Here is a 22,805-nt window from a genome sequence, read left to right on the forward strand (position 1 = left end):
CATTAAATGAAGATATCAAACATACAAGTATTGCGAGGGCCGAATATTTGGTCGATAAGTCGCAAAAAGTTAATCCAAATGCGCTTGGATTTGGAGGATTTAGAACAAAGGCCAACAAATACAATTGAGGGATTTAGCGAGCGTATTGAAAAATTGCTACCTAGTATGTTCACCCATCGTTGCTCGAAAGGTGTTGAAGGCGGTTTTTTTACACGTGTAAAAGAAGGAACATGGATGGGCCATGTTATAGAGCATATTGCTTTAGAAATTCAAACAATCGCCGGAATGGAAACCGGTTTTGGACGTACACGCCAAACTAAAACCGAAGGTATTTACAATGTAGTTTTCAGCTATCTTGAAGAAAAAGTTGGCGTTTATGCGGCAGAAGCGGCTGTAAAAATTGCTCAGGCTTTAATTGATAACCAAGAATACGATCTGGAACATGATATCCGTAGGATGAAAGAAATCCGCGAGTTGGAAGCACTTGGTCCAAGTACAGGTTCTATTGTCCAGGAAGCGGTTAGCAGAAGCATTCCATGGATTAGACTAAATAAAAGTTCTTTAGTGCAGTTGGGTTATGGTAAAAACCAGGTTCGTTTTAGAGCAACCATGACCGAAAAAACAAGCAGTATTGCTGTTGATATTGCGAGTAATAAAGAAGAAACTAAACGTTTATTAACAGAAGCTGCAATTCCTGTAGCATCTGGTGTTACGATTTCTAATATTGATGACTTAGAAGCTTCGGTAGATAAAGTTGGCTTTCCACTAGTTTTTAAGCCGCTTGACGGAAACCACGGCAAAGGCGCAACCATTAACGTTAAAACGATGGAAGTTGCCAGAGAAGCCTTTGAATATGCTAAAACTTATTCACGACGGGTAATTATAGAGAAATTTATTACCGGTTATGATTTTCGTGTTCTGGTAATCGACCATAAAGTTGTTGCTGCAGCGCAACGCGACCCTGCACACGTAAGGGGAAATGGAATACATACGATTCTAGAATTAATTGATAAGGAAAACGAAGATCCACGCCGTGGTTACGGGCATGAAAATGTGCTCACCGAAATCGCCGTTGATAGAGATACTTTAGATTTATTAGCCAAAAAAGAATATACATTAGAAACGATACCTGAAAAAGGGGAAATTGTTTATCTAAAATCTACTGCGAATTTAAGCACCGGAGGAACATCAATAGATGTAACCGATATTGTTCATCCGCAAAATATTTTTATTTGCGAAAGGATTTCAAGAGTAATCGGTTTGGATATTTGCGGTATTGATATCATGGCGCAAAATTTAACGCAACCACTAACAGAAAATGGCGGCGTTGTTTTAGAGGTTAACGCAGCACCAGGTTTCAGAATGCATTTGGCTCCAAGCGAAGGGTTACCAAGAAATGTGGCCGCATCGGTAGTAGATATGCTTTATCCGCAAGGAAGGCTATCACAAATACCAATTATTGCGGTTACGGGTACAAACGGCAAAACAACCACAACCCGTTTAATTGCACATATTATCCGTAGCAATGGAAAACGCGTAGGATTTACCACCAGCGATGGTGTTTATGTGCACAACACCATGCTGATGAAAGGTGATACAACTGGACCAGTAAGTGCTGAGTTTATCCTCAAAGATCCAACTGTAGAATTTGCTGTTTTAGAGACGGCTCGTGGTGGAATTTTGAGAGCTGGTTTAGGTTTTAATGCTTGCGATATTGGTGTAGTAACAAATATCCAGGAAGATCATTTGGGCATTTCTGACATTCATAATCTTGATGACTTAACTAGAGTTAAAGCAGTTGTAATTGGTGCTGTACGCCGTAAAGGATGGGCAGTACTAAATGCAGATAATGGTTATTGCGTTAAAATTGCAAGAGATGCCCGTTGCAATGTTGCTTATTTTAGTATGGATGAAAATAATCCGGTTATTAAAGAGCATTGTAAAAAAGGTGGCATTGCAGCAATTTACGAAAATGGTTTTATTACCATAAAAACCGGTGATTGGAAATTAAGGGTTGATAAAGCGACACACATTCCCTTAACTTTTGGCGGTTCGGTAAACTTTATGATTCAGAATGTGTTGGCAGCAACCTTAGCTACATATTTATGGGGCTATAAACCCGAAGATATTCGTTTATCTCTTGAAACCTTTATCCCTTCGGCGGCGCATACTCCTGGGCGAATGAATATTTTTAGATTTAAAGATTTCAAAGTGCTAGTTGATTTTGCCCACAATCCTGATGGTTTCAATGGTGTAAAATCATACCTACAAAGCGTTGAAGCTACAGAACATGTTGGAATAATTTCTGGAACTGGAGATAGACGAGATGAAGATATTGTTGAAACAGCCAGAATCTCAGCGCAAATGTTCGATAAAATCTACATTTGCCAGGAAAAATATTTGCGTGGTCGCCAACAACAAGAATTGGTAGATTTATTGGTAAAAGGAATCAAAGAGGTAGATCCGAATAAGGAAATTATAATTAATAACAGGAGTACAGAATGTTTGCAAATTGCAATAGAAACTGCAAAAAAAGGTTCTTATTTAACAATTTTAAGTAATACGATTGATAACACCATACAGCGTGTTACCGAACATTTAGATAGAGAACTAGAATCTTAGATTTATCTGCAAAATAGTTTATGGCTTTCTGATTAAAATCGGAAAGCCTTTTTTCGTTTAGGATATCTCAAATCAAAAATTTTTACGTTTTGCAACCCTAATTTTTGCAAAGGCCGAAGTAATAAATCTGTATGCGTGAATGCCCATTCTTCATCGGCAGAAGCATTAGCGAAAAGAAGGCTAAATATCACTACTGTTTTTGCTTTCCAAATCAAAAAAATCACGGTTATAGATATAGGCATCCATTGTAAATACAGCAAATTCTGTAGTGATTCCCCCCAATATGTGGAGAAACTCCACAACTTTAATTTTCTGGCATAGAATTAAAACACTGAAAATAAGATAGTTGAATATAATAATCAGCTTTGGCATTATTATGAAACATTAGCAAGTATTGTTACACATATTAAATTTTAAAATCATACTATGAAAAAGTTCATTTTATCAGCTACATTTTTAGCGTTCGCAGGATTCTCAGCAGTACAGGCAAGTGAAGTAAAAGATTTAAAAACTACTGCAATTGTTGCAGTTCAAGATAGCGTTGTAAAAACTCCAGTTAAATTAGAAGAATTACCTGAGCCAGTTACAACCGCATTAAAATCTGATGCTTACAAAGGTTGGACAGCAACTGAAGCTTGGGCAGCTAAAGAAGGAACAAAAGAATATTACATCATAAATGTTAAAAAAGAAGCAGAAACAGGTTCTTTGAAAATCGACAAAGACGGTAAACCAGTTCAATAATAGTTGCCAAAAAAAAGGCATAATCAACATAAAACACAGCTTTCGGGCGGTGTAAAATTAAATTAGAACCATGAAACTTTTAAAACCAGTTTCAAATTTTAAAAATCAAATATCATGAAAAAATTAATTTTATCAGCTGCGTTCTTAGCATTTGCAGGATTCTCAGCAGTACAAGCGAGCGAAGTTAACCCAATGAAAAATGCTGCAATCCTTGCAGTTCAAGATAGTGTAGTAAAGACTCCGGTTAAATTAGAAGAATTACCTGAGCCAGTTACAACCGCATTAAAATCTGATGCTTACAAAGGTTGGACAGCAACTGAAGCTTGGGCTGCTAAAGAAGGAGCAAAAGAATATTTTATCATCAACGTTAAAAAAGAAGCGGAAACAGGTTCTGTGAAAATTGATAAAGATGGTAAACCAGTTCAATAATCCCTAAAATTACATCTACCTTAATTGAAAAGCCAGTTTTTAACTGGCTTTTCTTATTTTTGTTGTATGGCGAGAATCCTGATTTTAGAAGACGATAAAACATTTGCTCAATTACTTGAAGGTTTTTTAACTAAAAACAAACATGAGGTTACACTCGTAACTCATATCAAACGGTCATTTAAGCTAATCGAAAATCAGGAGTTCGATTTATTTTTAATTGATTATCGCCTGCCAGATGGAATAGGTTTTGAAGTAATTACACACTCCAGAAATCTTGGCCTTTCTACTCCAATTATCATCATGACGAGCTTTAACGATGTGCGTACGGCTGTTAAATCCATGCAAATGGGTGCTTTCGATTACATCACAAAACCCGTAAATCCGGATGAACTTTTGATGGTGATCAAGAATTCTTTAACCAAAAAGGATTCGGAAGATATTAAGGTTGAAACTGCAGAATCAGATTTTATTAAAGGCAAAAGTGCAATTGCGGATAGACTTTATGAACATATAGCTCTTGTTGCACCAACTGACATGTCTGTAATTATTCAGGGGGAAAGCGGAACAGGGAAGGAATTTGCCGCAAGAACGTTGCATCAACAAAGTAAACGAGCTGATAAACCGTTCGTAGCTATTGATTGTGGCGCCTTATCGAAAGATTTGGCAGCCAGCGAATTATTCGGACATATAAAAGGTGCTTTTACTGGCGCTGTAAATGACAAAAAAGGTCAGTTTGAAGCAGCAAATGGTGGAACCTTATTTTTAGATGAGGTTGGAAACCTAAGCTACGAGGTGCAAATTAAATTACTTCGTGCTTTGCAAGAAAGGGTTATTCAACCTTTGGGTAGCACGAAACAAATTGCGGTTGATGTTCGGATTATTACTGCCACAAATGATGATTTGCTGAACAGTATTTCTGGCGGAGAATTTAGAGAAGACTTATACCATCGTTTAAATGAATTTAAGATTCTATTGCCGCCGTTACGAGATAGAGGAACAGACCTGGAATTATTTATTAATCATTTTATACAACTTTCTAACCGCAATTTGGACAGAAATGTTAAAAGTATTTCTGCCGAGGCAAAATCTTTATTATTAAATTATGATTGGCCAGGCAACCTACGCGAATTAAGCAACGTAATTAAACGCATGGTTTTATTAAGTCCGGGAGATATTGCACAGGTAAATGCATTACCTGATGAAATGACCATTGCAGTTAATCAGCAAACCTTACCCGGAAGTTCCTCTGACTTGAAAGCGGTTAACGAACAGAATGAAAAAACCTTAATTGCAGAAACGTTAATCAAAGCCAAACACAACAAATCTAAAGCAGCAAAAATGTTAAACATTGATAGGAAGACGCTTTATGCGAAGATGGAAAGATACGGGATTGAGTAGAATACTCTTCTTAACTAAAAAGGAAAAGGCACAAGAACTTTAAGACAAATATGCTTAGCGTTCTTTGCGAAAAAGCGAATTGTTCTTTGTGGTTAAAATTAAGCTGAATAATCCATTTCTTCCATTAAAGCAATAAGCGCATCTAATTTCTTCAATTGCTGTAAAACTTCTTCCTTATTCTCCTCCGTTATGCCTTGCTCTGCAACCTCTATTTCTAAATTCCTAAAAGCATGAGCTAAAGTTTTCGAACCCATTTGAGCAGTTCTGCCAGCAAGTCGATGGACAATTAACCTTGTTTTATCCTGATTATTTTCTTTCAAATATTGAGTTAATTCCAAAGCATCATCTACACAATCTTGCTTAAAACGATTCAGAATTTTTTCCAGCATCTGTTGATCACCAAAAGTCATCTTTTCTATCGATGAAAAATCGAATTCAGGCGCTTCAACCATAATCTCTGTTTTATCAAAAATAGACAATAAATCTACCGCACGGAAAGGTTTCATAATTAACCCGTCGAAACCTTCACTTAAAACCATTTCCCGCTCTTCAGGCAGAACCTGTGCGGTTATGGCATAAAACTTAATATGCTGAGGCAGCTTTTTCTTTAAGATATGGCAAAGCTCCAAACCATTCATTTCTGGCAAGCGCATATCTACAAGCACATATTTCAATTCATCGAGAGGCGTTTGCTGTAAAATATCAGCAACCTGATTAAAGCTTTTATATGGAATTTTATTCTTTTCGAAAATCATTCCGCAGAGATCGAGTATTAGTTTATCATCATCAATTATCCAAACCATTCCAGGGTTTACAATTGCATAATGTTCTAAATCAAAGGCATCATTTATACGTTCTTCTGTTTCAGTGTACGTTAAATAAATATTGAAAGTTGTGCCAATCCCAGGTTTACTTTTAACATGAATACGGCCGCCCTGTGCCTCGATTAGCGATTTAACAATCGGCAAGCCTAAACCCGTTCCTGTTTGATTAATTATATATTTTTCTGGCGATTCGATTTGCTCAAACTCATTAAATATTTTAGAAATGTCTTTTTCTTCAAAACCAATTCCAGTATCTTTTATCGTAAATTGAAAGTGCAGGTTATCGGCTTGCTTTTTGCATAATACAGCCAAACTAATTTCGCCTTTCAACGTAAATTTTACTGCATTTCCCAAAATATTAAACAAGATTTGTTTCAGTCGAAATGCATCACCTTTAACAAACTCTAGATCACCTAAATCTAAATCAGTTATTAATTTAAGCGACTTTTGCTCAGCCAACGGACGCATTACAGAAGTCACTTCATCTAAAATCTTTCGAATATCAAACACTTGATTATTAAAACTAAATTCACCAGAAATGATTCGGTTATAATCTAAAACTTCGTTAACAATTTGCAGCAAATGAATAGAAGATTGATAAATCGCATCAATATCCTTTTTCTTCGGATTATCTTGTTGTGCAATTAATTCTGCGTAGCCTAAAATAGATTGCAAAGGCGTACGAATTTCATGACTCATATTCGATAAGAAACGTTGCTTGGCTTTCCCATGATATTCAGCCTCATCCTTTGCCGCCTCCAATTCCTTTCTATATTTATTGCTTTTTGTAATGTCGGTTAAAATCAGGTAAAGCAGAATAACGGTAATTAAAAAGAATGCGATAATGATTATTGTAATTTGAGTGATTCCATCATTAACAACCTCTTTTGCCTGTATACCGTTTAAATCTATCTGCGCGACGGCTTGTCCCTCAACTTCCCGCAAAATCTGCAGCATTTGATTGGTTAGAGCATTACTGGCGTTTGACAAATCTGCCTCACGCTTTAAAAACTTTTCACTTTTTTGCCTTTGTTCTTTTTCGATAGATTTTAAGGAGCCAGTCATGCTTTTCATAATGCTGTCTTCCGCTTTTGCATTTAAAGTATCGCGTTTTACCTTAAACTCTTCATTTATGATTTTGTAAACATCGGCCTTCTTTTTACCAAATAGCTTACTCAAAAAACCTCTCGATTTTTCTTCCTCTTCTGGTGCAACGGTAGTGGTAGAAGTGGTAGTTTCAGTCGTTAAAACCGCACTATCCGTTTGTCTGGAACGTGTAGTAACCAATTCATTTAATTTCTGAACTTCATCAGAGAAAGATTTAGTGTTAACTAAAGTCTCGCGAACCTTTAAGTAAGAAATAAATTGTTTATCTCGCTCTATAAGGAGGTTTTTTATAGATTTAATACGTAACAACTGTAAAGAATCACCGGTGTATAACTTTCTTAACGTGTCTAAACTCGAACGTAACTTTCGAGACTCTGCAAGAAAACTATTATTTCCTTGCTTATTAAAGGCTTCATCACGTTGCAGTTGGTCTAGCCTTGCAATTTTATGCGATAAATCGTTCACAATTCTCAATCTATCGTTCGGAGCCGAGATTTCTTCAACCGTATTCAGCATTCGCGTAAAGGCGAATTTGCTTATTCCCCAAGCTAAAAGTAATGCAAAACAGGCAAACAAAAACCCAATAATCACTTTGCTTTTTACTGCCCTGAAAAAACGTTTCTGTATAACGGCCGCCATTAATGTTAGATTGTGTCTTTATTACTTAACGAATTTTTCTACTAAAAAGACATGTAGAACTTTATAATACAATTAGTATGCCCAAAAGGTTTGAAATTTCCTTAATTTTAACTTAGCAAAACTATGAACCGTATCGACCGTCTTTTTGGAATTTTAACCTTACTGCAATCGCGGAAGTACATTACTGCCGAAAAAATTGCAGAACGTTTCGATATGAGCATTCGTACCGTTTACCGGGATATCAAAGCTTTATGCGAACAAGGAATTCCAGTTAGTTTCGAACAAAATAAAGGTTATTTTCTTGTTCAAGGTTACTTTCTGCCACCCATTTCTTTTAATATGGATGAGGCAAATGCCCTCTTGTTGGTGGAAACCTTGGTTAATGGCTTCGCAGATAATTCCATCCGTACGCATTATTCAACTGCCTTAACAAAGGTAAAAGCAGTTTTAAAAACAAATCAGAAAGAGAAACTGGAGCACATGAATCAGCACATCAAATTGCAGGTTCCCGAGCGATTATCATTCAATTATGAATACCTCTCGCTTATTCAAAATGCGATTTCTGAAAAACAAATGATTGAGCTGGATTATAAAAATGCAAAAGAAGAGGTAAGTAAAAGGCAGGTTGAGCCAATAGGATTAATCTTTTATGCCTTTAGCTGGCATTTAATTGCCTGGTGTCATTTCAGAAATCAATACCGCGATTTCAATTTAACCAGAATTATTTGTTTAAAAAATCTTGAAGCGCCATTTTTAAAAACCGAACACATGCCATTAAGCGATTATATGAGCATGCTGCCTGTTAATTTTTAGTTAATTAATCCTAGGTAATTCCAGCATCTTTTAAGCGAAGTAATATTTCTTCAATATCTGCAGAATGCTCACTTTTAAGCTAAATTTCTGTGAGATATACGATTTCATTTGCTATAACTACATAAGTAATTATTCTAACTCCGCCCAATTTCCTTTTGCTAGTACCAGAAATGGCCAATCTGATTTATAAACATTTTGCCCAAGATGAACTCCCAAATTTGGGTTCAATTCTAAATCATCAGTTATTTTTGATAAATCTGACTTTATTCCACGATGTTTTTTTGAAAATTCTTTTAGCAGCTCTTTCGAATTCAAAAACCGTTTTAACCTTTATAACTCATTTAACAAGTCCTTTGCATCTCGAAGTTCTATTTTACCTTCCTGATGAAGTTTGATTTGTTCGAAAGAACTTTTTAATCAGCAATAAATTGCTTTTTCCGATATATTAAGTTGTTTTTTTCTGTTTTAGATTCAGACGCGACTTCAAAATTTAACCCAAAGCATCGAGCACAGCTTTTACAGTCTTTTCAGATTTTTTGTTTTCAATATTTACAGTTAAAGTATTCATTACTAAAATAATACATTTTTTAAATAAAACATTTAAAAAATGATAATTAATTTTTCGCACTGCCATAGGGTTGTCAGTCTGTGCTATTTTCTTTGTATCACCAAAACGAAAAACCATGAGCTTTACAGACTTAATATTGATGGAACTAACTACAATCGAAAAAACAAAACAAAAAAATATGGATATCATTAAAGCATTATTGAAAGAATTTGAATCAGAATTCAACACGACCAAAAAATTTTTAGCACTTGTGCCAGTTGATAAATTTGACTGGGCACCGCACGAAAAAAGTATGAAAATGAAATCTTTGGCAAGTCACATCGCCGAACTTCCAGGTTGGCTAAATTTAGCATTTACCGCCGACGGCTTAGATTTTGCTACTGCACCTTACGAAGAAAAGAAGGTAGAAAGCAATGAAGACTTACTTAAACTTTTAGAAGAAAGTTATGAAAGTGGTAAAGCCGAATTAGAAAAAGCAAGAGTAGAAGATTTTGACAAACAATGGATTCTGCGCAATGGAGACCAAATTTTAGGCGACTTAACTAAATATGAAATGATGAGAATTGCATTTAGTCAAACAACGCACCACAGAGCACAATTGGGTGTTTACTTAAGATTATTGGATATTCCGATTCCGGGTAGTTATGGTCCAAGTGCCGACGACCAAAGTTTTTAAACTTAGCAATGAATTCTCTGTGGTTACAATTTTTACCACAGAGAATATATTGCTTTAATGCCTTTTACTTAATAAAACAATTTATTTCCGTAAAATTGCACAATGAATAACAGCGCTGCAACCCGGTTAAATAAGTTTATCAGCGAAAGCGGATTGTGTTCTCGTCGCGAGGCAGATAGATTTATAGAAAAAGGCAATGTGTTCATCAACGGTAAAAGAGCCAAAATCGGCGACCAGGTATTGGCCGGAGATAGGGTTATGGTTAACGGACACAATATCGAACCAAAAGAAGAAAGTAATTTTATCCTTTTAGCTTTTAATAAACCGGTTGGCATTACCAGTACAACAGAATCGAACGTTCGCGATAACATTGTAGATTATGTAAATCACAGTGAGCGCATCTTTCCAATTGGGCGTTTAGATAAAGATTCTTCTGGCTTAATTTTTTTAACCAACAACGGCGATATCGTTAATAAAATCTTAAGGGCTGGTAATAAGCACGAAAAAGAATATTTAGTTACTGTGAATAAACCCATTACCGAAGATTTCATTTTTGAAATGGGTAATGGCGTACCTATCTTGGGTGTAAATACCCGAAAATGCAAAGTCCGTCAAATTGGTCCATTTGTGTTTAATATTATTTTAATTCAAGGTTTAAACAGGCAAATCCGTAGAATGTGCGAACATTTCGGCTACGAGGTAACCAAGCTGGAACGAACCAGGATTATGAATATAAATCTGAAGGGCATCCCGACAGGTGAGTTTAGAGAACTTAGCGAAGAAGAAATGACTGGCATTATGAAAAGTGTCGAAAAATCATCTTCAGAGGCTACATCTAAACCAAAAAACACGAAGAAAAGAACAAATTCCTGGGAAGAAATTCCAGAATTAAAAAAAGATCAGCCTAAAAAACCATTTAAACCAAACAAACCATCTTCTCCTAAATCCGCTGGTAAAAAAATTGGCTCAAATACTAATGCTAAGTCACCAGGCAAAGGCAGCTCAAGTAATCGTAATACGAAACCAACAAGGGGCAAACCAAGTTCTAAAGGACGAGGAAGATAAGCCAACAAATTGTAAAATTTAGCGCTTTTGTAAAGAGCCTAAACCTTCAACCTTTCTACCTTAAACCTTTTTAAGTATCTTTGTATTAATCGTTCAGTACAAAAGGAGATTACATATGGAAACTTTAATTATGCACCCTGAAACTAAAGAGCAATTGGCCGCTTTAAAAGCAATAGCCAAAGCTTTGAAGGTGCCTTTCCAAAAGAAAGACAAAACAGCGTTAACTGAACGTGAAAAAACCATTAATTTATACGGAATAGAAATGGTTGAAGCTATAGAAAAAGCCGAAGAATCTATAAAGAAAGGTAATGTCAAAACTTTAGACCCCACGAAATCTTTATGGGAAAATATTCAGTAGTTTTAGAAAAAATAGCCGAGAAACAGATAAAATCCCATTTCAAATCAGGTGATAAAGCATCAATAAAAAAAATAAATCAAATTTTCGAAGAACTGAAATCCAACCCATATTCTGGCACCGGAAGCCCTGAGGCTTTAAAATATAGCTTATCGAATTTTTGGTCGAGAAGAATAAACCAAAAAGACAGACTTATTTATAAAGTAGAAGAAAACATTGTTACAGTTTTCATTATTTCTGCCATGGGTCATTACAGTGATAAATAAAATGTTAGAAAAAACAGCAAAAAAGCTCGATATCCGCTCATTAGATTTGCCTCAATTGCAACAGCATTTAACCGCTATGCAACAGCCTGCTTTTAGGGCAAAGCAAATTTATCAGTGGTTATGGGAAAAATCGGCTACTAATTTCGATGAGATGAGCAATCTTTCTAAAGATTTGCGCAAAACATTGGATGAAGCTTTCGTTATTAATGCTGTTCAGGTTAACAATTCTCAATACAGTAACGACCATACCATTAAAAATACTTTCCGTTTGGCCGATGGCAACATCGTTGAAGGTGTGTTAATCCCTTTAGAAGACCGAATGACAGCCTGCGTAAGTTCGCAAGTGGGTTGCAGCCTTACTTGTAAGTTCTGCGCAACAGGCTATATGGACCGGAAAAGAAACCTAAATGCCGATGAAATTTACGACCAGGTTGTATTAATCGATAAACAGGCCAAGCAGAATTACAACAATCCGCTAACCAATATTGTGTATATGGGTATGGGCGAACCGTTGCTAAATTATGCCAATGTATTAAAATCTATCGAACGCATTACAGCGCCGGATGGTTTAAATATGAGCTATAAACGCATCACAGTTTCTACAGCTGGGATTGCTAAAATGATTAAAAAATTAGGTGATGATGGTGCAAAATTCAATCTTGCGCTTTCGTTACATGCGGCTGATGATAAGAAACGTAATGAAATCATGCCAATTAATGAGGCGAATACATTAAAAGCATTAGCCGATGCCTTGAAATACTATTTCGCTAAAACAAAAAATCCGGTAACTTACGAATACATCGTTTTCAATCATTTTAACGATGAGATTTCTGATGCGATAGATCTGGCAAAGTTCTGTAAGCACATTCCTTGTAAAGTAAATTTAATCGAATACAACCCAATTTCTTTTGCCGATTTTACCAATGCCGAGGGCGATAAAATAGATGCATTTGCAAATTATCTGAAATCTCAGGGCATTACCACAAATATTCGTCGTAGCCGAGGTAAAGATATCGACGCCGCTTGTGGTCAACTAGCGGTTAAAGAAGAGGCAAAAGCTTAATTATTCAGCCATATTTTTTTCAGAAAAGCAAAACCAGTTCGACAGTTGTTCTACGGTTCCACTCATTTACATCTTCTGCTTAGCGCCAATGTCATTTAGTTAATGATCTCAGGTGTCGGTCTTAGCAGGATCGCACAAGATAGTATAAAAACTACATAAAAGCTTGCAAATCAAATGACTGCAAGCTTTTTTTTGTTTTAGTAGAAAAACTAAAATACTCACCAATTCCCATATTAGAAGTGTGTAATTCGGTGAGTAATTTAGGCACTAAAAGAACTCACCGAATTATTTATAACCACTTGTTATCAAGTCGTTCAACCATCGGACATCTTGACGTTTCCAGACTGTAAGGCTAATTTTGTTAACCTTAATTCAGTTGATATGAAAACTAATTTTAGCCTGCTTTTTATCTTAAAAAGCAGAAAAACTATCGTGGCGGCCATGTGCCAGTTTATTTAAGAATAACTGTTGGCGGAAAAAGGGCGGGAATGACCAGCGGGCTTGAGTGCGATCTGAAAAGTGGAATGCCAAATCAGGCAGACAGGATGGAAAAAAGGAAGACGTCAAAAGCTTTAATGCTTATCTGGATAATCTCCAGTCCATGACCAACCAGGTCTAAAGGGGCCTTTTTGATACAGACGAAGTTATTACAGCCGAAGGTATCAGTTGCAGATTTGTCGGGCGGGAAGTCCGGAAGCATATGGATGAGCTGTTAGCGATAAAGGGACACCTGCCCCAAATGAAAGAGGATCGGGATCAAACCAGACGAACTATAGTGCTTAGAGGCAGAATTGCATTTCCGTATATACCATAGTGAAAACCCTTGGCAAGTGAAGTGGGCTTTCACAGGCCGAAAATGCGGGAGAATCGACTATCGCAGTTGCGGAAAAAAATCTTAATGATAAAAGAAAGCAACTCCAACGAATACTCTTACTTTCTGTTCTTTTCTCATTTTTTTAGTCTCTGTCTGGTTACTATAAAAGAAAAGTTTAAAAAGCTGATCATCTGGTTACAAAAGAAAAGCATATTAGTCATTTCTTCTCCTTCCGGAGATTCAGCTTCCAAATGCACCCAACCCTTGTGAAGTTCCCATAAATTTGCCCTTGCCTCATGCAATGGGAAGTTGACGAAGAAGTATTCCATTTCAGAATCCGCATTTCCAATTTCTTCATCAGAAAGCCCTGAAGGTTGATAATCGAGTAGTTTTTTAATCTCTTCCATGTCGCTGTTTCTATCTGATTTCAAGTTCATACTGTCTTTTTATTTCGTCTACGTATGGTTCGAAATGCTCCTTATAATAACCCTTAGGGATTTGAATCTTAAAGTTTTTACGACTAAAAAAAAGAACTACCCTAGAATCCGTTTCGCATTCCAAAAGATACCAAACAGTGGGGTTTAAAGACGAACAGATGAAAAACATAGCATTCCTATCTGCGCAAAAATTAAAGATCTTTCCTTTTACCTTGAATCTCAACTTAAGTTCGTAATAATCACCCTTATCACTAAGTAAAAAATTTAAACTCGGTACTTCAACTGAGAATCTGGCAACCTGCATATCCTTTTTCATAGGTCTCTTCTGAATATTTCTCATCCCATAGGTAAACAGGTAATGTGTAAACGGCTCCCTCGATAGCATTGGGAGTGCTTTATTGAATAGTTCAAAAATCTTCCTCTTATTTTTGAAATTGAGATCGTCTATTTCGTGAGAACGTTCATCACTGTCTCCATATTCCCTAAACTGAATCCTTGCAATTTTCTTCATTTCGTAGCAGATACTGTTCAGCTCAATTTGATTTACGGACAGTTCAGATTGTTCAAAACTATCATCTTCTTCGAAAAGAAAACCCGTAAAAGATTTTACAGTCTTATTATCCACATTTAAGGTAAAGCTATACGGTATCAGAAATGGATAATGGTTGGAATGGAACCTGACAGGATCGGTATTTGCAAGGCAATAACCAATAAGGTATTCTTGGTTTAATGTCTTGAAACTATCAGTCACAAGCTCTCTCTCCAATACCTTGCGTTCGGATATGTGCAGGAAATAATCATCTGGCCTGAAAAAACCTTTAAATTCTTTTTTTAGCCTGATATCCACTCCATATCTATCACAGATAACTTCAAGATATTTGGATTTTCCGGTTGCTTCATTGAAGCATTCCGGCCAATAATATTCCTCAAAGTCATGAAATTCATTCCATAACATCGCCCTCAACGTTCGGTAGGCATATCTTCCTAGATAATTTTCATCCGTATCAATATTACAGCTTACCAGTAAATGATCATACTCGACCTTTAGGTAAACTTTTACAGGTGGCTCATTTTCAAGCTTTACCCTAATTGTCAATACCCCTTTTTTAAATGAAAGCACCTTTCTTTCAACCATGTAATATGGTCGGTTCCCAGCTCTAAGTTCTGTGTTTGACTCCAAAACATTTAACCTCAATATGCGGGTGTTCTTCTCAAACGGAAGTTTATAGAACTGGGATTTAGGTTTTCCGGCAAGCATCATTTCATCAGCCATTTCCAGTTTCTCCTTTCGATGCTTCCGCCTCGTCACATTCGGCAGTTAAAAGATTGATCTTCTTGTCGCAAAGATCTTTGGCGAGAATTAAAAAATTATGAACCAGGCTATGAAGTTTATCAGCATCGCCCATCTCGACATTGAAATTGTCCTTATACCTGGCGTGGCTGTAACTATTCATGAGTTTCTCAAAAAGCCTTCTGTTTTCTGGCGTTCCAAGCAAAAGCGCTCTTGGCTGCTCCGAGAAACATGCGCAGATATCCAGTAGCCTGCCCAAATGATGAATATCCGACCTGTAAGCCATAAAAACCCTAATCATCGCAATGCAGGATTGCTCAACAACCTGGTGAAGCATAAAAACGCACACATTGAATCTTTCATTGCTGTAGCATTCTCCTGCTCCGTCCAAAAATCCCTGCGCCATTGGAATCCTATGGTATAGATGCTTACGGGCTTTTTCAAGAGATATCTTTTTATCAAGAATATATTCAGGAAACAGATTCAGCGTACCATCATGACTGTATAGCTGAATGCCGGTATTAAACACAGTTATAAAAAATCTGTTATTACCGGCAATAGCTGTAGCCACGCTCTCCTGGCTATGAACAAGTATCGTAATTTTGCCATGGTTAAAATGTGTATTTACATAGTCTTGAACACCATGCTCGATTCTTGTGGTGCCCTCTATTACCATTAATAGATAATAGTGAAAACTATTGTTGGCCTGTTCGGGCAAGAAAGAAGTAAAAGAATTCTTTGTAGAACTTATTTCACCGAACTTTAAAATTTGCAAGGGCGTGAATCGCTGTGCAAGTTCTCTAACAAAATTGGAGAACGGCTCTTGCCTGTCCTCCAGTGGTTTTAATGACTTCTTTTTCATATCTTTATGATTATTACGAGAACCAATTTCGATCGAAAAAAGCCCGTACCGAACCAATACAGATTGTTTAATACAACTGCAGGGTTGTTTTTAACTGTCGGAATTTTTTAAATATATTTGGCCATGGAAACCTCAGAAAAAACGAACAGAATGCATCTTGGTAGAAAAATAAGCCGTATCAGGGAACTGCGTGGAATGAAACAGGAAGCGCTTGCGACTGAACTTGGGATAAGCCAGCAGGCCATTAGCAAACTGGAACAAAGCGAGGAAATTGAAGAATCTACACTAGAGAAAGTGGCAAAAGCACTGGGCGTAACTGCTGAAGGGATTAAACACTTTACAGAAGAGACAATTTTCAACAACATCAATAATTTTCATGATAACTCAATTCAAAATAATTTCAATCCGATCGAAAAAATAGTTGAATTGTATGAACGCTTGTTGGCGAGTGAAAAAGAAAAAATTGAACTTCTGAAAAAATTGTAGTTGTAAAACATTCCTTGTCGTATTATTTACAAAATATTGCGTTTTCACCTGGTGGCTAATTAGTAAAGCTGTAACTAGATAATGATAGTAAGTCATTTATTGGATAGTGTCAAGTATATAAAAACTTTAACGAGATAATAGTGAATTCAATTTAATTTGTTAAATTACTTGAATACATCCTTGATTTTCTGTAGATACTTCTTCTCCCAAACATAGTTAGGTTCAATAACAGTACCTTCAGCATATTCATTCCCTGCGAAGTCACGGCATCAATTTAGAAAACGGTGCTGCAAAAGTTAGTACCACCGCACTCGCTTTCGCTGAATAATTTTCTCATATTTGATTTATGCGTTCAACATTTGGCCTTTTTCTTTTCTTGTTCATTCTAATTTCTGCCTGCAGAAAGGATGAAGGCATTACCAAGGATCCAAATGCGAAACTGAGTTTCTCCAAGGATAGCCTTTTGTTTGATACCATATTCACATCAATTGGCTCTACAGTTAGAAATCTTAAAATTCTAAATAAAAACAACGATGCTGTAAACATTTCTGAAATTAAACTTGCAGGTGGCAATTCATCCGCCTTCAGCATTAACATTAACGGACAAAACATTTCCACCAAAAACAATTTAATCTTAAATGGTCAGGATTCTTTAAATGTATTTGTTAAGGTTAACATCAATCCAGATGCTAGAAACTTAACCTTTCTGGTTCAGGATTCTATAATTTTAACAACAAATGGCAACCGGCAATCGATTCAGCTTTTAGCTTACGGACAAAATGCAGTTTTTATAAATAATGCAAATATCACCACAAATACAGCTTGGTCAAAAAACCTACCTTACATTATAAATGGTTCAGTAACCGTAAAAAGTGGCGCATCATTAAACATTCAGCCTGGTGCTAAAGTTTATTTCCATAAAGATGCTGTAATGAACATTGAAGGCATTCTAAATGCTTTAGGTACAAGTAACCAGCCCATAGAATTTTGTAGCGACAGATTAGAAACTATTTATAGTGATGAGCCCGGCCAATGGAAAGGCATTTATCTTAAGCCTGGAGGAACTGGAATTATAAAAAATTCAATCATAAAAAATGCTTCGGTTGGTATAACTTCCGACTCTTTATCTACAAACTCTAATCCTAAACTAATTTTAAGCAATAACATAATTAAAAACATGCAAGTTGCTGCCTATATGGGTTATCACACAGAACTGTTGGCTTTTAATAACCTGTTATATAATTGTGGTAATTATTTAATTTATGCCATTGGTGGCGGAAACTACAATCTAAAGCAGAATACATTTGCGGGGTATAATCCTAATTTTCCACGCAAAACTGCAGCATTAGTTTTCTCTGATTATTTATCATCAAAAGCTTTTAACGAACTTCAATTAGATTTAACCAACAACATTATTTGGGGAACTTTAACAAATGAGCTGGATATTCAAAAGAAAAGTATGGCAATTGTTCAAAGTAATTTATCTAACAACCTGATTAAAACAACCAGCACGAACTACAGCTCAAATGGAAATATTATAAATTCAGATCCTTTGTTTGTTTCTCCAAGTTCAGGGACTTTTGTGATTTTAAACGGAAGTCCTGCTTTAAAAAAAGGCATAAACCTGAGTGCTGATGTCTATTTTAATCAATATTTAAATAAAGACTTAGCAAACAAAACAAGACTTTCCCCCTCATCTTTAGGCTGTTACGAAAATTATTAATTTTTTTTATCTTTCACAAAACAAATTATAATTCATTGCGTTTATATATTCGAGAGCGTTAATTTAGATGGTAAGGGTCGATATTTCTTCAAAAGAATATCGGCCCTTTACTTTTTTAGCACGGGATTTTTAATAAATTCTTTATAAAAGCTCAATATCAAAATAGCAACACTATTTACAGTTATTAAACCAGATTGAAGCGGTATATTTTAGGTTTCTTTTTTTTGAGACCAAAAGATTTAGCGGATGAGCTGGACTTAACATTAATAACATTACATGCTTTGCCTTCTAAAACAAAAAGAGCCTTACAAACTAATGTAAAGCTCCTTTTTAACCATACTGGTTAATAGTTATTTATATAGTGGAAAAGCACTTACTAACTTAACAACTTCAGCTTTTACTGCGTTTAAGTTAGCTTCATCTTCCGGATTAGTTAAAACCTGGTCAATTAAATCTACAATTTTTTCCATCTCTGCTTCTTTTAAACCGCGAGTTGTAATCGCTGCTGTCCCAACACGGATACCCGAGGTTACAAATGGAGATTTATCATCGAAAGGAACCATATTTTTGTTCACAGTAATTTCAGCTTTCTCTAAAGCATTTTCAGCCAATTTACCTGTGATGTTTTTATTACGAAGGTCGATTAACATTAAATGGTTATCTGTACCACCAGAAATAATGCCATAACCTTTAGCTACAAAAGCTTTAGCCATAGCCTGTGCGTTAGCGGCAACTTGTTTAATATAAACACCGTATTCATCGCTTAATGCCTCGCCAAAAGCGATTGCTTTTGCTGCAATTATGTGCTCCAACGGCCCGCCCTGAGTTCCTGGAAAAACAGCCATATCTAGCAAATTACTCATCATACGAGGTTCGCCTTTTGGTGTTTTTAAGCCCCAAGGATTTTCAAAATCTTTACCCATCATAATCATACCACCACGAGGACCACGCAAAGTTTTGTGGGTTGTAGTGGTTACAATATGGCAGTGAGGAAGAGGATTTGCCAGTAAACCTTTAGCAATTAAACCTGCCGGGTGAGAAATATCAGCCAAAACCAAAGCACCAACTTTATCGGCAACTGAACGGATAAAAGCATAATCCCACTCACGTGAATAAGCTGAAGCACCGCAAATGATTAATTTAGGTTTTTCTGCTAACGCAACTTCTTCTAATTTTTTATAATCGATTAAACCAGTTTCTCTATCTACACCGTAGAAAAATGGCTGATACAACTTTCCTGAGAAATTTACCGGAGAACCGTGTGTTAAGTGACCTCCATGCGAAAGATCAAAACCTAAAATTTTATCGCCCGGCTGAATAACCGCAAGCATAACCGCAGCGTTAGCCTGTGCACCAGAATGTGGCTGTACGTTAACCCATGCAGCACCAAATAATTCTTTTGCTCTATCGATAGCAATTTGCTCTACAACATCCACAACCTGGCAACCACCATAATAGCGTTTACCTGGTAAGCCTTCTGCATATTTATTGGTTAATACTGAGCCAGCGGCTTCCATAACCTGCTTGCTTACAAAGTTTTCTGATGCAATAAGCTCTAAACCGTGCTCTTGGCGGTCTAATTCCTTATCAATTAGTTCAAAAATTTGGTTATCACGTTTCATCCTTAAAATTAGGTTTGTTATTTTTTTGGCAAAAGTAAGCAATTTGAAGCTAAATGCGGTTGTATTAGGTTGTTGCTTTTACATTAAAATTATTAAAGCCGCTTCCAATGGTTATCTCGACGATTTGCTGTTGCAACATTTCTAAAATAGCCAGAAAATTATACACAAAATGAACTTTGTTTTCCGAATTCTTTAGCACAATCGCAAAATCGATTTGCTTATTGATATCTAATAGATTAGCAATGAAATGTTTTTGTTGCTCGATTGTATAAGGATATTGCACAACAGTATGTTTAACTTCCTGACTACGCAATTCGTACTTTTGCATAGTTCTATGGTAAACTGTAAGTAGTTTATATAAGTCAAGCGATAAAAGTTCATCTTGATGGGTGGAAGATTCGGCAGCTAGCGTTAAATCGCTTTCAATATTACCCCTACGTTCTTGTTGCATTCTGGCATCTTCGAAAACCTTTAGTTCTTCTGCGGCAGATTTAAACTGTTTGTAAGCAATTAGTCTCGCTATTAAATCCTGTTCAGGATTTAGCTCATTACCAGCCTCATCCACCTCAATTCTTGGCAGAAGCATTTTTGATTTTATACGCATCAGCGTTGCTGCCACAAGAATAAACTCACTTGCTACTTCAACATTTAAAGCGAGTAACTGATGAATATAAGCCAGAAAGTCGTTTGTAATTTTGGAAATCTCTATATCCTGAATGTTAAGCTCATCACGTTCGATAAAAAACAACAATAAATCGAAGGGGCCTTCGAAAACAGGAAGTTTAATTTCAAAATTCTCAGTTTGCATCTTTAAAACAAACATAACAAAATTACAAACACAAATTGATTTCGAGATTGTTAAAATGTATGTTATTCAATACTTTATTGTAAATTATCAAACGATTTAACGCATTCATTATCAGTTGCATTTATTGAATGTTTTTTTCATAAATATTAAAACAAAAATACCTTTCTTTGTATCTTGTTTTTTACCCAAAATACCGAATGCAAGTAAAAGCTGGTCCCCTATTATCTAAAATTAACTATCCTGCTGATTTAAAGCAATATAGTGAAGCTGACTTAGAACAAATAAGCCAGGAATTACGTCAATACATTATTGATGTTGTAAGCGTTAATGGTGGCCATTTCGGTTCGAGCTTAGGCGTAGTTGAATTAACAGTTGCCTTACACTATGCTTTAAATACACCTTACGACAGGTTAGTTTGGGATGTTGGACATCAGGCTTATGGGCATAAAATACTAACAGGCCGTCGCGAGCTTTTCCATACAAACCGTATATATAAAGGTATAAGTGGTTTCCCGAAAATAAGTGAAAGTGAATACGATACTTTTGGTGTTGGCCACTCTTCTACTTCTATATCGGCAGCTTTAGGCATGGCGGTTGCCTCGCAAATTAAAGGCGAAACGGATAGGCAGCACGTTGCTGTAATTGGCGATGGTGCAATGACCGCTGGTTTAGCTTTCGAAGGTTTAAACCATGCAGGTATCGAGAATAGCAATGTTTTAGTGATTCTTAATGATAACTGCATGTCAATAGACCCGAATGTCGGCGCATTGAAAGAATATTTAACCAATATTACAACCTCAAAATCCTACAATCGCTTCCGCGATGATATTTCCAACGTATTAGTCGGGCTTTCTAAACTCGGTCCAAATGCACATAAATACGTTAAAAAGATTGAGAAAAGTATAAAAGGAACACTTCTAAAACAAAGTAATTTATTCGAATCTTTAAATTTTAGATATTTTGGTCCGGTAGATGGTCATGATGTTAAACGTTTAGCTGCTATTATTAAAGATTTGAAGGAAATTCCTGGCCCTAAGTTATTGCACTGCATTACTGTAAAAGGAAAGGGTTTTGCACTAGCCGAAAAAGACCAAACGAAATGGCATGCACCTGGCCTTTTTGATAAAATTACCGGTGAGATTAAAAAAAGTATTCCAGATAAACCTCAAGCACCAAAATATCAGGATGTTTTCGGACATACTATGGTAGAACTTGCAGAAGCTAACGATAAAATTGTAGGGATTACCCCTGCAATGCCATCTGGCTCATCATTAAATATTATGATGAAAGCAATGCCAACCCGAGCATTTGATGTTGGTATTGCTGAACAACATGCAGTAACTTTTTCAGCAGGATTAGCTGCGCAAGGATTAGTACCTTTTTGTAATATTTACTCTAGTTTTATGCAGAGGGCTTACGATCAGGTTATACATGATGTAGCCATTCAAAAGCTTAATGTAGTTTTTTGTTTAGATAGAGCAGGTTTAGCTGGCGCTGATGGCGCTACGCATCACGGCGCTTATGATATTGCATATATGCGTTGTATTCCAAACTTAGTGGTTTCATCACCAATGAATGAAGAAGAATTGCGCAACCTGATGTTTACCGCCCAGCAAGAAAATGCAGGTCCTTTTGTTATTCGTTATCCTCGTGGTAATGGCGTTATGCCCGATTGGAAAAGACCTTTCAAAGCATTAGAAATTGGCAAAGGCAGAAAAATATGCGACGGTGAAGAAGTTGCCCTATTAACAATCGGACATGTTGGTAATTTCGCAGTTGAAGCCCGTGCAGAATTAAACAGTGAAGGTATTTACCCCGCACATTACGATTTACGCTTTGTTAAACCTCTGGATGAGCAAATGCTTCATGATGTTTTCTCAAAATATAAACATGTAATTACGGTCGAAGACGGTTCTTTACAAGGTGGAGTAGGTTCTGCTGTATTAGAGTTTATGGCAGATAATGGTTACAGTGCCAATGTAATTCGCTTAGGTATTCCCGATGAGTTTATCGAACATGGCGAGCAAGCCGAACTTTGGGCAGAGTGCGGTTATGATAAAGCATCAATTATTGAAGCCGTTAGAAAAGTCGGTACCAAGCGCACAACAAATACAATGGTAGGGTAATTTCAAAACCATATATAATAAAAAAACGCCATCTGATTTTTAAATAGGATGGCGTTTTCTTTTTGATATT

At 36.3% G+C, this 22,805-nt stretch carries 20 protein-coding genes and 1 pseudogene; 14 read left to right on the forward strand and 7 right to left on the reverse strand.

The window, feature by feature from the left end; genetic code table 11:
• The first annotated feature begins 6 nt into the window (after positions 1-6).
• The 4 genes from cphA to ACFOUY_RS18690 all read left to right on the forward strand — a co-directional run bounded on the left by cphA (position 7) and on the right by ACFOUY_RS18690 (position 5,190).
• Positions 7-2,622: a cyanophycin synthetase gene (gene cphA, locus ACFOUY_RS18675; RefSeq protein ID WP_378962777.1), complete on the forward strand. Its 2,616-nt coding sequence runs from the start codon at positions 7-9 to the stop codon at positions 2,620-2,622.
• Positions 2,623-3,048: 426 nt separating this feature from the next.
• Positions 3,049-3,363, forward strand: coding sequence for a hypothetical protein (locus ACFOUY_RS18680; RefSeq protein ID WP_378962778.1), 315 nt, complete (start codon positions 3,049-3,051; stop codon positions 3,361-3,363).
• A 114-nt stretch (positions 3,364-3,477) separates the two neighbouring features.
• Positions 3,478-3,792: a hypothetical protein gene (locus tag ACFOUY_RS18685; RefSeq protein WP_378962780.1), complete on the forward strand. Its 315-nt coding sequence runs from the start codon at positions 3,478-3,480 to the stop codon at positions 3,790-3,792.
• A gap of 66 nt (positions 3,793-3,858) precedes the next feature.
• A complete protein-coding gene (locus ACFOUY_RS18690; RefSeq protein ID WP_378962781.1) occupies positions 3,859-5,190 on the forward strand; it encodes a sigma-54-dependent transcriptional regulator in 1,332 nt (443 codons plus the stop codon).
• A gap of 98 nt (positions 5,191-5,288) precedes the next feature.
• Here the strand turns inward: ACFOUY_RS18690 and ACFOUY_RS18695 are convergent, their stop codons facing one another.
• The gene (locus ACFOUY_RS18695) at positions 5,289-7,760 is read right to left on the reverse strand and encodes a hybrid sensor histidine kinase/response regulator (RefSeq protein ID WP_378962782.1); all 2,472 of its coding nucleotides are present in this window, start codon (positions 7,758-7,760) and stop codon (positions 5,289-5,291) included.
• A 123-nt stretch (positions 7,761-7,883) separates the two neighbouring features.
• Here ACFOUY_RS18695 and ACFOUY_RS18700 point away from each other — a divergent pair, with 123 nt between their 5' ends.
• Entirely contained in the window at positions 7,884-8,573 is a 690-nt protein-coding gene (locus ACFOUY_RS18700) for a helix-turn-helix transcriptional regulator (RefSeq protein ID WP_378962783.1), read from the forward strand.
• A 129-nt stretch (positions 8,574-8,702) separates the two neighbouring features.
• Here the strand turns inward: ACFOUY_RS18700 and ACFOUY_RS18705 are convergent, their stop codons facing one another.
• Complete coding sequence (locus ACFOUY_RS18705; protein ID WP_378962784.1) at positions 8,703-8,888, reverse strand: hypothetical protein; 186 nt, start codon at positions 8,886-8,888, stop codon at positions 8,703-8,705.
• Positions 8,889-9,256: 368 nt separating this feature from the next.
• Here ACFOUY_RS18705 and ACFOUY_RS18710 point away from each other — a divergent pair, with 368 nt between their 5' ends.
• From ACFOUY_RS18710 to ACFOUY_RS18735, 6 genes and pseudogenes are all read left to right on the forward strand, one after another.
• The gene (locus ACFOUY_RS18710) at positions 9,257-9,817 is read left to right on the forward strand and encodes a DinB family protein (protein WP_378962786.1); all 561 of its coding nucleotides are present in this window, start codon (positions 9,257-9,259) and stop codon (positions 9,815-9,817) included.
• 102 nt (positions 9,818-9,919) lie between these two features.
• The gene (rluF, locus tag ACFOUY_RS18715) at positions 9,920-10,882 is read left to right on the forward strand and encodes a 23S rRNA pseudouridine(2604) synthase RluF (RefSeq protein ID WP_378962787.1); all 963 of its coding nucleotides are present in this window, start codon (positions 9,920-9,922) and stop codon (positions 10,880-10,882) included.
• Between the two features lie 115 nt (positions 10,883-10,997).
• Positions 10,998-11,240 (forward strand): DUF2683 family protein, encoded by a 243-nt coding sequence (locus ACFOUY_RS18720; protein ID WP_378962788.1) that lies wholly within the window; start codon positions 10,998-11,000, stop codon positions 11,238-11,240.
• Positions 11,222-11,503: a Txe/YoeB family addiction module toxin gene (locus ACFOUY_RS18725; protein ID WP_378962789.1), complete on the forward strand. Its 282-nt coding sequence runs from the start codon at positions 11,222-11,224 to the stop codon at positions 11,501-11,503. The genes ACFOUY_RS18720 and ACFOUY_RS18725 overlap by 19 nt, the downstream gene beginning before the upstream one ends.
• Before the next feature lies 1 nt (position 11,504).
• Positions 11,505-12,566 carry a 23S rRNA (adenine(2503)-C(2))-methyltransferase RlmN gene (gene rlmN, locus ACFOUY_RS18730; RefSeq protein WP_378962790.1) on the forward strand — a complete coding sequence of 354 codons (1,062 nt, stop codon included), beginning with the start codon at positions 11,505-11,507 and terminating at the stop codon, positions 12,564-12,566.
• A gap of 416 nt (positions 12,567-12,982) precedes the next feature.
• Positions 12,983-13,171, forward strand: a pseudogene (locus tag ACFOUY_RS18735) (hypothetical protein); the annotation flags it as partial.
• A 343-nt stretch (positions 13,172-13,514) separates the two neighbouring features.
• On the opposite strand, the gene ACFOUY_RS18740 reads toward ACFOUY_RS18735, so the two are convergent.
• The 3 genes from ACFOUY_RS18740 to ACFOUY_RS18750 are packed head-to-tail and all read right to left on the reverse strand — an operon-like array spanning position 13,515 to position 15,970.
• A complete protein-coding gene (locus ACFOUY_RS18740; protein WP_378962791.1) occupies positions 13,515-13,817 on the reverse strand; it encodes a hypothetical protein in 303 nt (100 codons plus the stop codon).
• Positions 13,798-15,090, reverse strand: a complete 1,293-nt coding sequence (locus ACFOUY_RS18745) for a hypothetical protein (RefSeq protein WP_378962792.1) — start codon at positions 15,088-15,090, stop codon at positions 13,798-13,800. The genes ACFOUY_RS18740 and ACFOUY_RS18745 overlap by 20 nt, the downstream gene beginning before the upstream one ends.
• Positions 15,083-15,970 (reverse strand): HEPN domain-containing protein, encoded by an 888-nt coding sequence (locus ACFOUY_RS18750; protein WP_378962793.1) that lies wholly within the window; start codon positions 15,968-15,970, stop codon positions 15,083-15,085. The genes ACFOUY_RS18745 and ACFOUY_RS18750 overlap by 8 nt, the downstream gene beginning before the upstream one ends.
• A gap of 123 nt (positions 15,971-16,093) precedes the next feature.
• On the opposite strand from ACFOUY_RS18750, the gene ACFOUY_RS18755 reads away from it, so the two are divergent.
• Together ACFOUY_RS18755 and ACFOUY_RS18760 are read left to right on the forward strand one after the other, a co-directional pair.
• On the forward strand, positions 16,094-16,456 hold the full coding sequence (locus ACFOUY_RS18755; protein ID WP_378962795.1) for a helix-turn-helix domain-containing protein: 363 nt from the start codon (positions 16,094-16,096) through the stop codon (positions 16,454-16,456).
• Positions 16,457-16,802: 346 nt separating this feature from the next.
• Positions 16,803-18,179: a hypothetical protein gene (locus ACFOUY_RS18760; protein WP_378962796.1), complete on the forward strand. Its 1,377-nt coding sequence runs from the start codon at positions 16,803-16,805 to the stop codon at positions 18,177-18,179.
• Between the two features lie 350 nt (positions 18,180-18,529).
• Here the strand turns inward: ACFOUY_RS18760 and glyA are convergent, their stop codons facing one another.
• Both glyA and ACFOUY_RS18770 read right to left on the reverse strand, forming a co-directional pair.
• Positions 18,530-19,801 carry a serine hydroxymethyltransferase gene (glyA, locus tag ACFOUY_RS18765; protein ID WP_378962797.1) on the reverse strand — a complete coding sequence of 424 codons (1,272 nt, stop codon included), beginning with the start codon at positions 19,799-19,801 and terminating at the stop codon, positions 18,530-18,532.
• Positions 19,802-19,865: 64 nt separating this feature from the next.
• Positions 19,866-20,609 (reverse strand): segregation and condensation protein A, encoded by a 744-nt coding sequence (locus tag ACFOUY_RS18770; RefSeq protein ID WP_378962799.1) that lies wholly within the window; start codon positions 20,607-20,609, stop codon positions 19,866-19,868.
• 197 nt (positions 20,610-20,806) lie between these two features.
• Here ACFOUY_RS18770 and dxs point away from each other — a divergent pair, with 197 nt between their 5' ends.
• Positions 20,807-22,735, forward strand: coding sequence for a 1-deoxy-D-xylulose-5-phosphate synthase (dxs, locus tag ACFOUY_RS18775; protein WP_378962800.1), 1,929 nt, complete (start codon positions 20,807-20,809; stop codon positions 22,733-22,735).
• Positions 22,736-22,805 lie beyond the last annotated feature (70 nt).

This window comes from Pedobacter jamesrossensis (assembly GCF_042650905.1).
Classification (GTDB): Bacteria; Bacteroidota; Bacteroidia; order Sphingobacteriales; family Sphingobacteriaceae; genus Pedobacter; species Pedobacter jamesrossensis.

Bases quoted from the DNA above. Each gene is read 5' to 3' on its own strand.
- ACFOUY_RS18745 (WP_378962792.1), bottom strand. From the start codon at position 15,090: ATGGCTGATGAAATGATGCTTGCCGGAAAACCTAAATCCCAGTTCTAT.
- dxs (WP_378962800.1), top strand. From the start codon at position 20,807: ATGCAAGTAAAAGCTGGTCCCCTATTATCTAAAATTAACTATCCTGCT.
- ACFOUY_RS18690 (WP_378962781.1), top strand. From the start codon at position 3,859: ATGGCGAGAATCCTGATTTTAGAAGACGATAAAACATTTGCTCAATTA.
- ACFOUY_RS18680 (WP_378962778.1), top strand. From the start codon at position 3,049: ATGAAAAAGTTCATTTTATCAGCTACATTTTTAGCGTTCGCAGGATTC.
- ACFOUY_RS18770 (WP_378962799.1), bottom strand. From the start codon at position 20,609: ATGCAAACTGAGAATTTTGAAATTAAACTTCCTGTTTTCGAAGGCCCC.
- ACFOUY_RS18700 (WP_378962783.1), top strand. From the start codon at position 7,884: ATGAACCGTATCGACCGTCTTTTTGGAATTTTAACCTTACTGCAATCG.
- ACFOUY_RS18685 (WP_378962780.1), top strand. From the start codon at position 3,478: ATGAAAAAATTAATTTTATCAGCTGCGTTCTTAGCATTTGCAGGATTC.
- ACFOUY_RS18760 (WP_378962796.1), top strand. From the start codon at position 16,803: ATGCGTTCAACATTTGGCCTTTTTCTTTTCTTGTTCATTCTAATTTCT.
- ACFOUY_RS18725 (WP_378962789.1), top strand. From the start codon at position 11,222: ATGGGAAAATATTCAGTAGTTTTAGAAAAAATAGCCGAGAAACAGATA.
- ACFOUY_RS18740 (WP_378962791.1), bottom strand. From the start codon at position 13,817: ATGAACTTGAAATCAGATAGAAACAGCGACATGGAAGAGATTAAAAAA.
- ACFOUY_RS18695 (WP_378962782.1), bottom strand. From the start codon at position 7,760: ATGGCGGCCGTTATACAGAAACGTTTTTTCAGGGCAGTAAAAAGCAAA.
- glyA (WP_378962797.1), bottom strand. From the start codon at position 19,801: ATGAAACGTGATAACCAAATTTTTGAACTAATTGATAAGGAATTAGAC.
- ACFOUY_RS18755 (WP_378962795.1), top strand. From the start codon at position 16,094: ATGGAAACCTCAGAAAAAACGAACAGAATGCATCTTGGTAGAAAAATA.
- ACFOUY_RS18750 (WP_378962793.1), bottom strand. From the start codon at position 15,970: ATGAAAAAGAAGTCATTAAAACCACTGGAGGACAGGCAAGAGCCGTTC.
- ACFOUY_RS18710 (WP_378962786.1), top strand. From the start codon at position 9,257: ATGAGCTTTACAGACTTAATATTGATGGAACTAACTACAATCGAAAAA.
- rluF (WP_378962787.1), top strand. From the start codon at position 9,920: ATGAATAACAGCGCTGCAACCCGGTTAAATAAGTTTATCAGCGAAAGC.
- ACFOUY_RS18720 (WP_378962788.1), top strand. From the start codon at position 10,998: ATGGAAACTTTAATTATGCACCCTGAAACTAAAGAGCAATTGGCCGCT.
- rlmN (WP_378962790.1), top strand. From the start codon at position 11,505: ATGTTAGAAAAAACAGCAAAAAAGCTCGATATCCGCTCATTAGATTTG.
- cphA (WP_378962777.1), top strand. From the start codon at position 7: ATGAAGATATCAAACATACAAGTATTGCGAGGGCCGAATATTTGGTCG.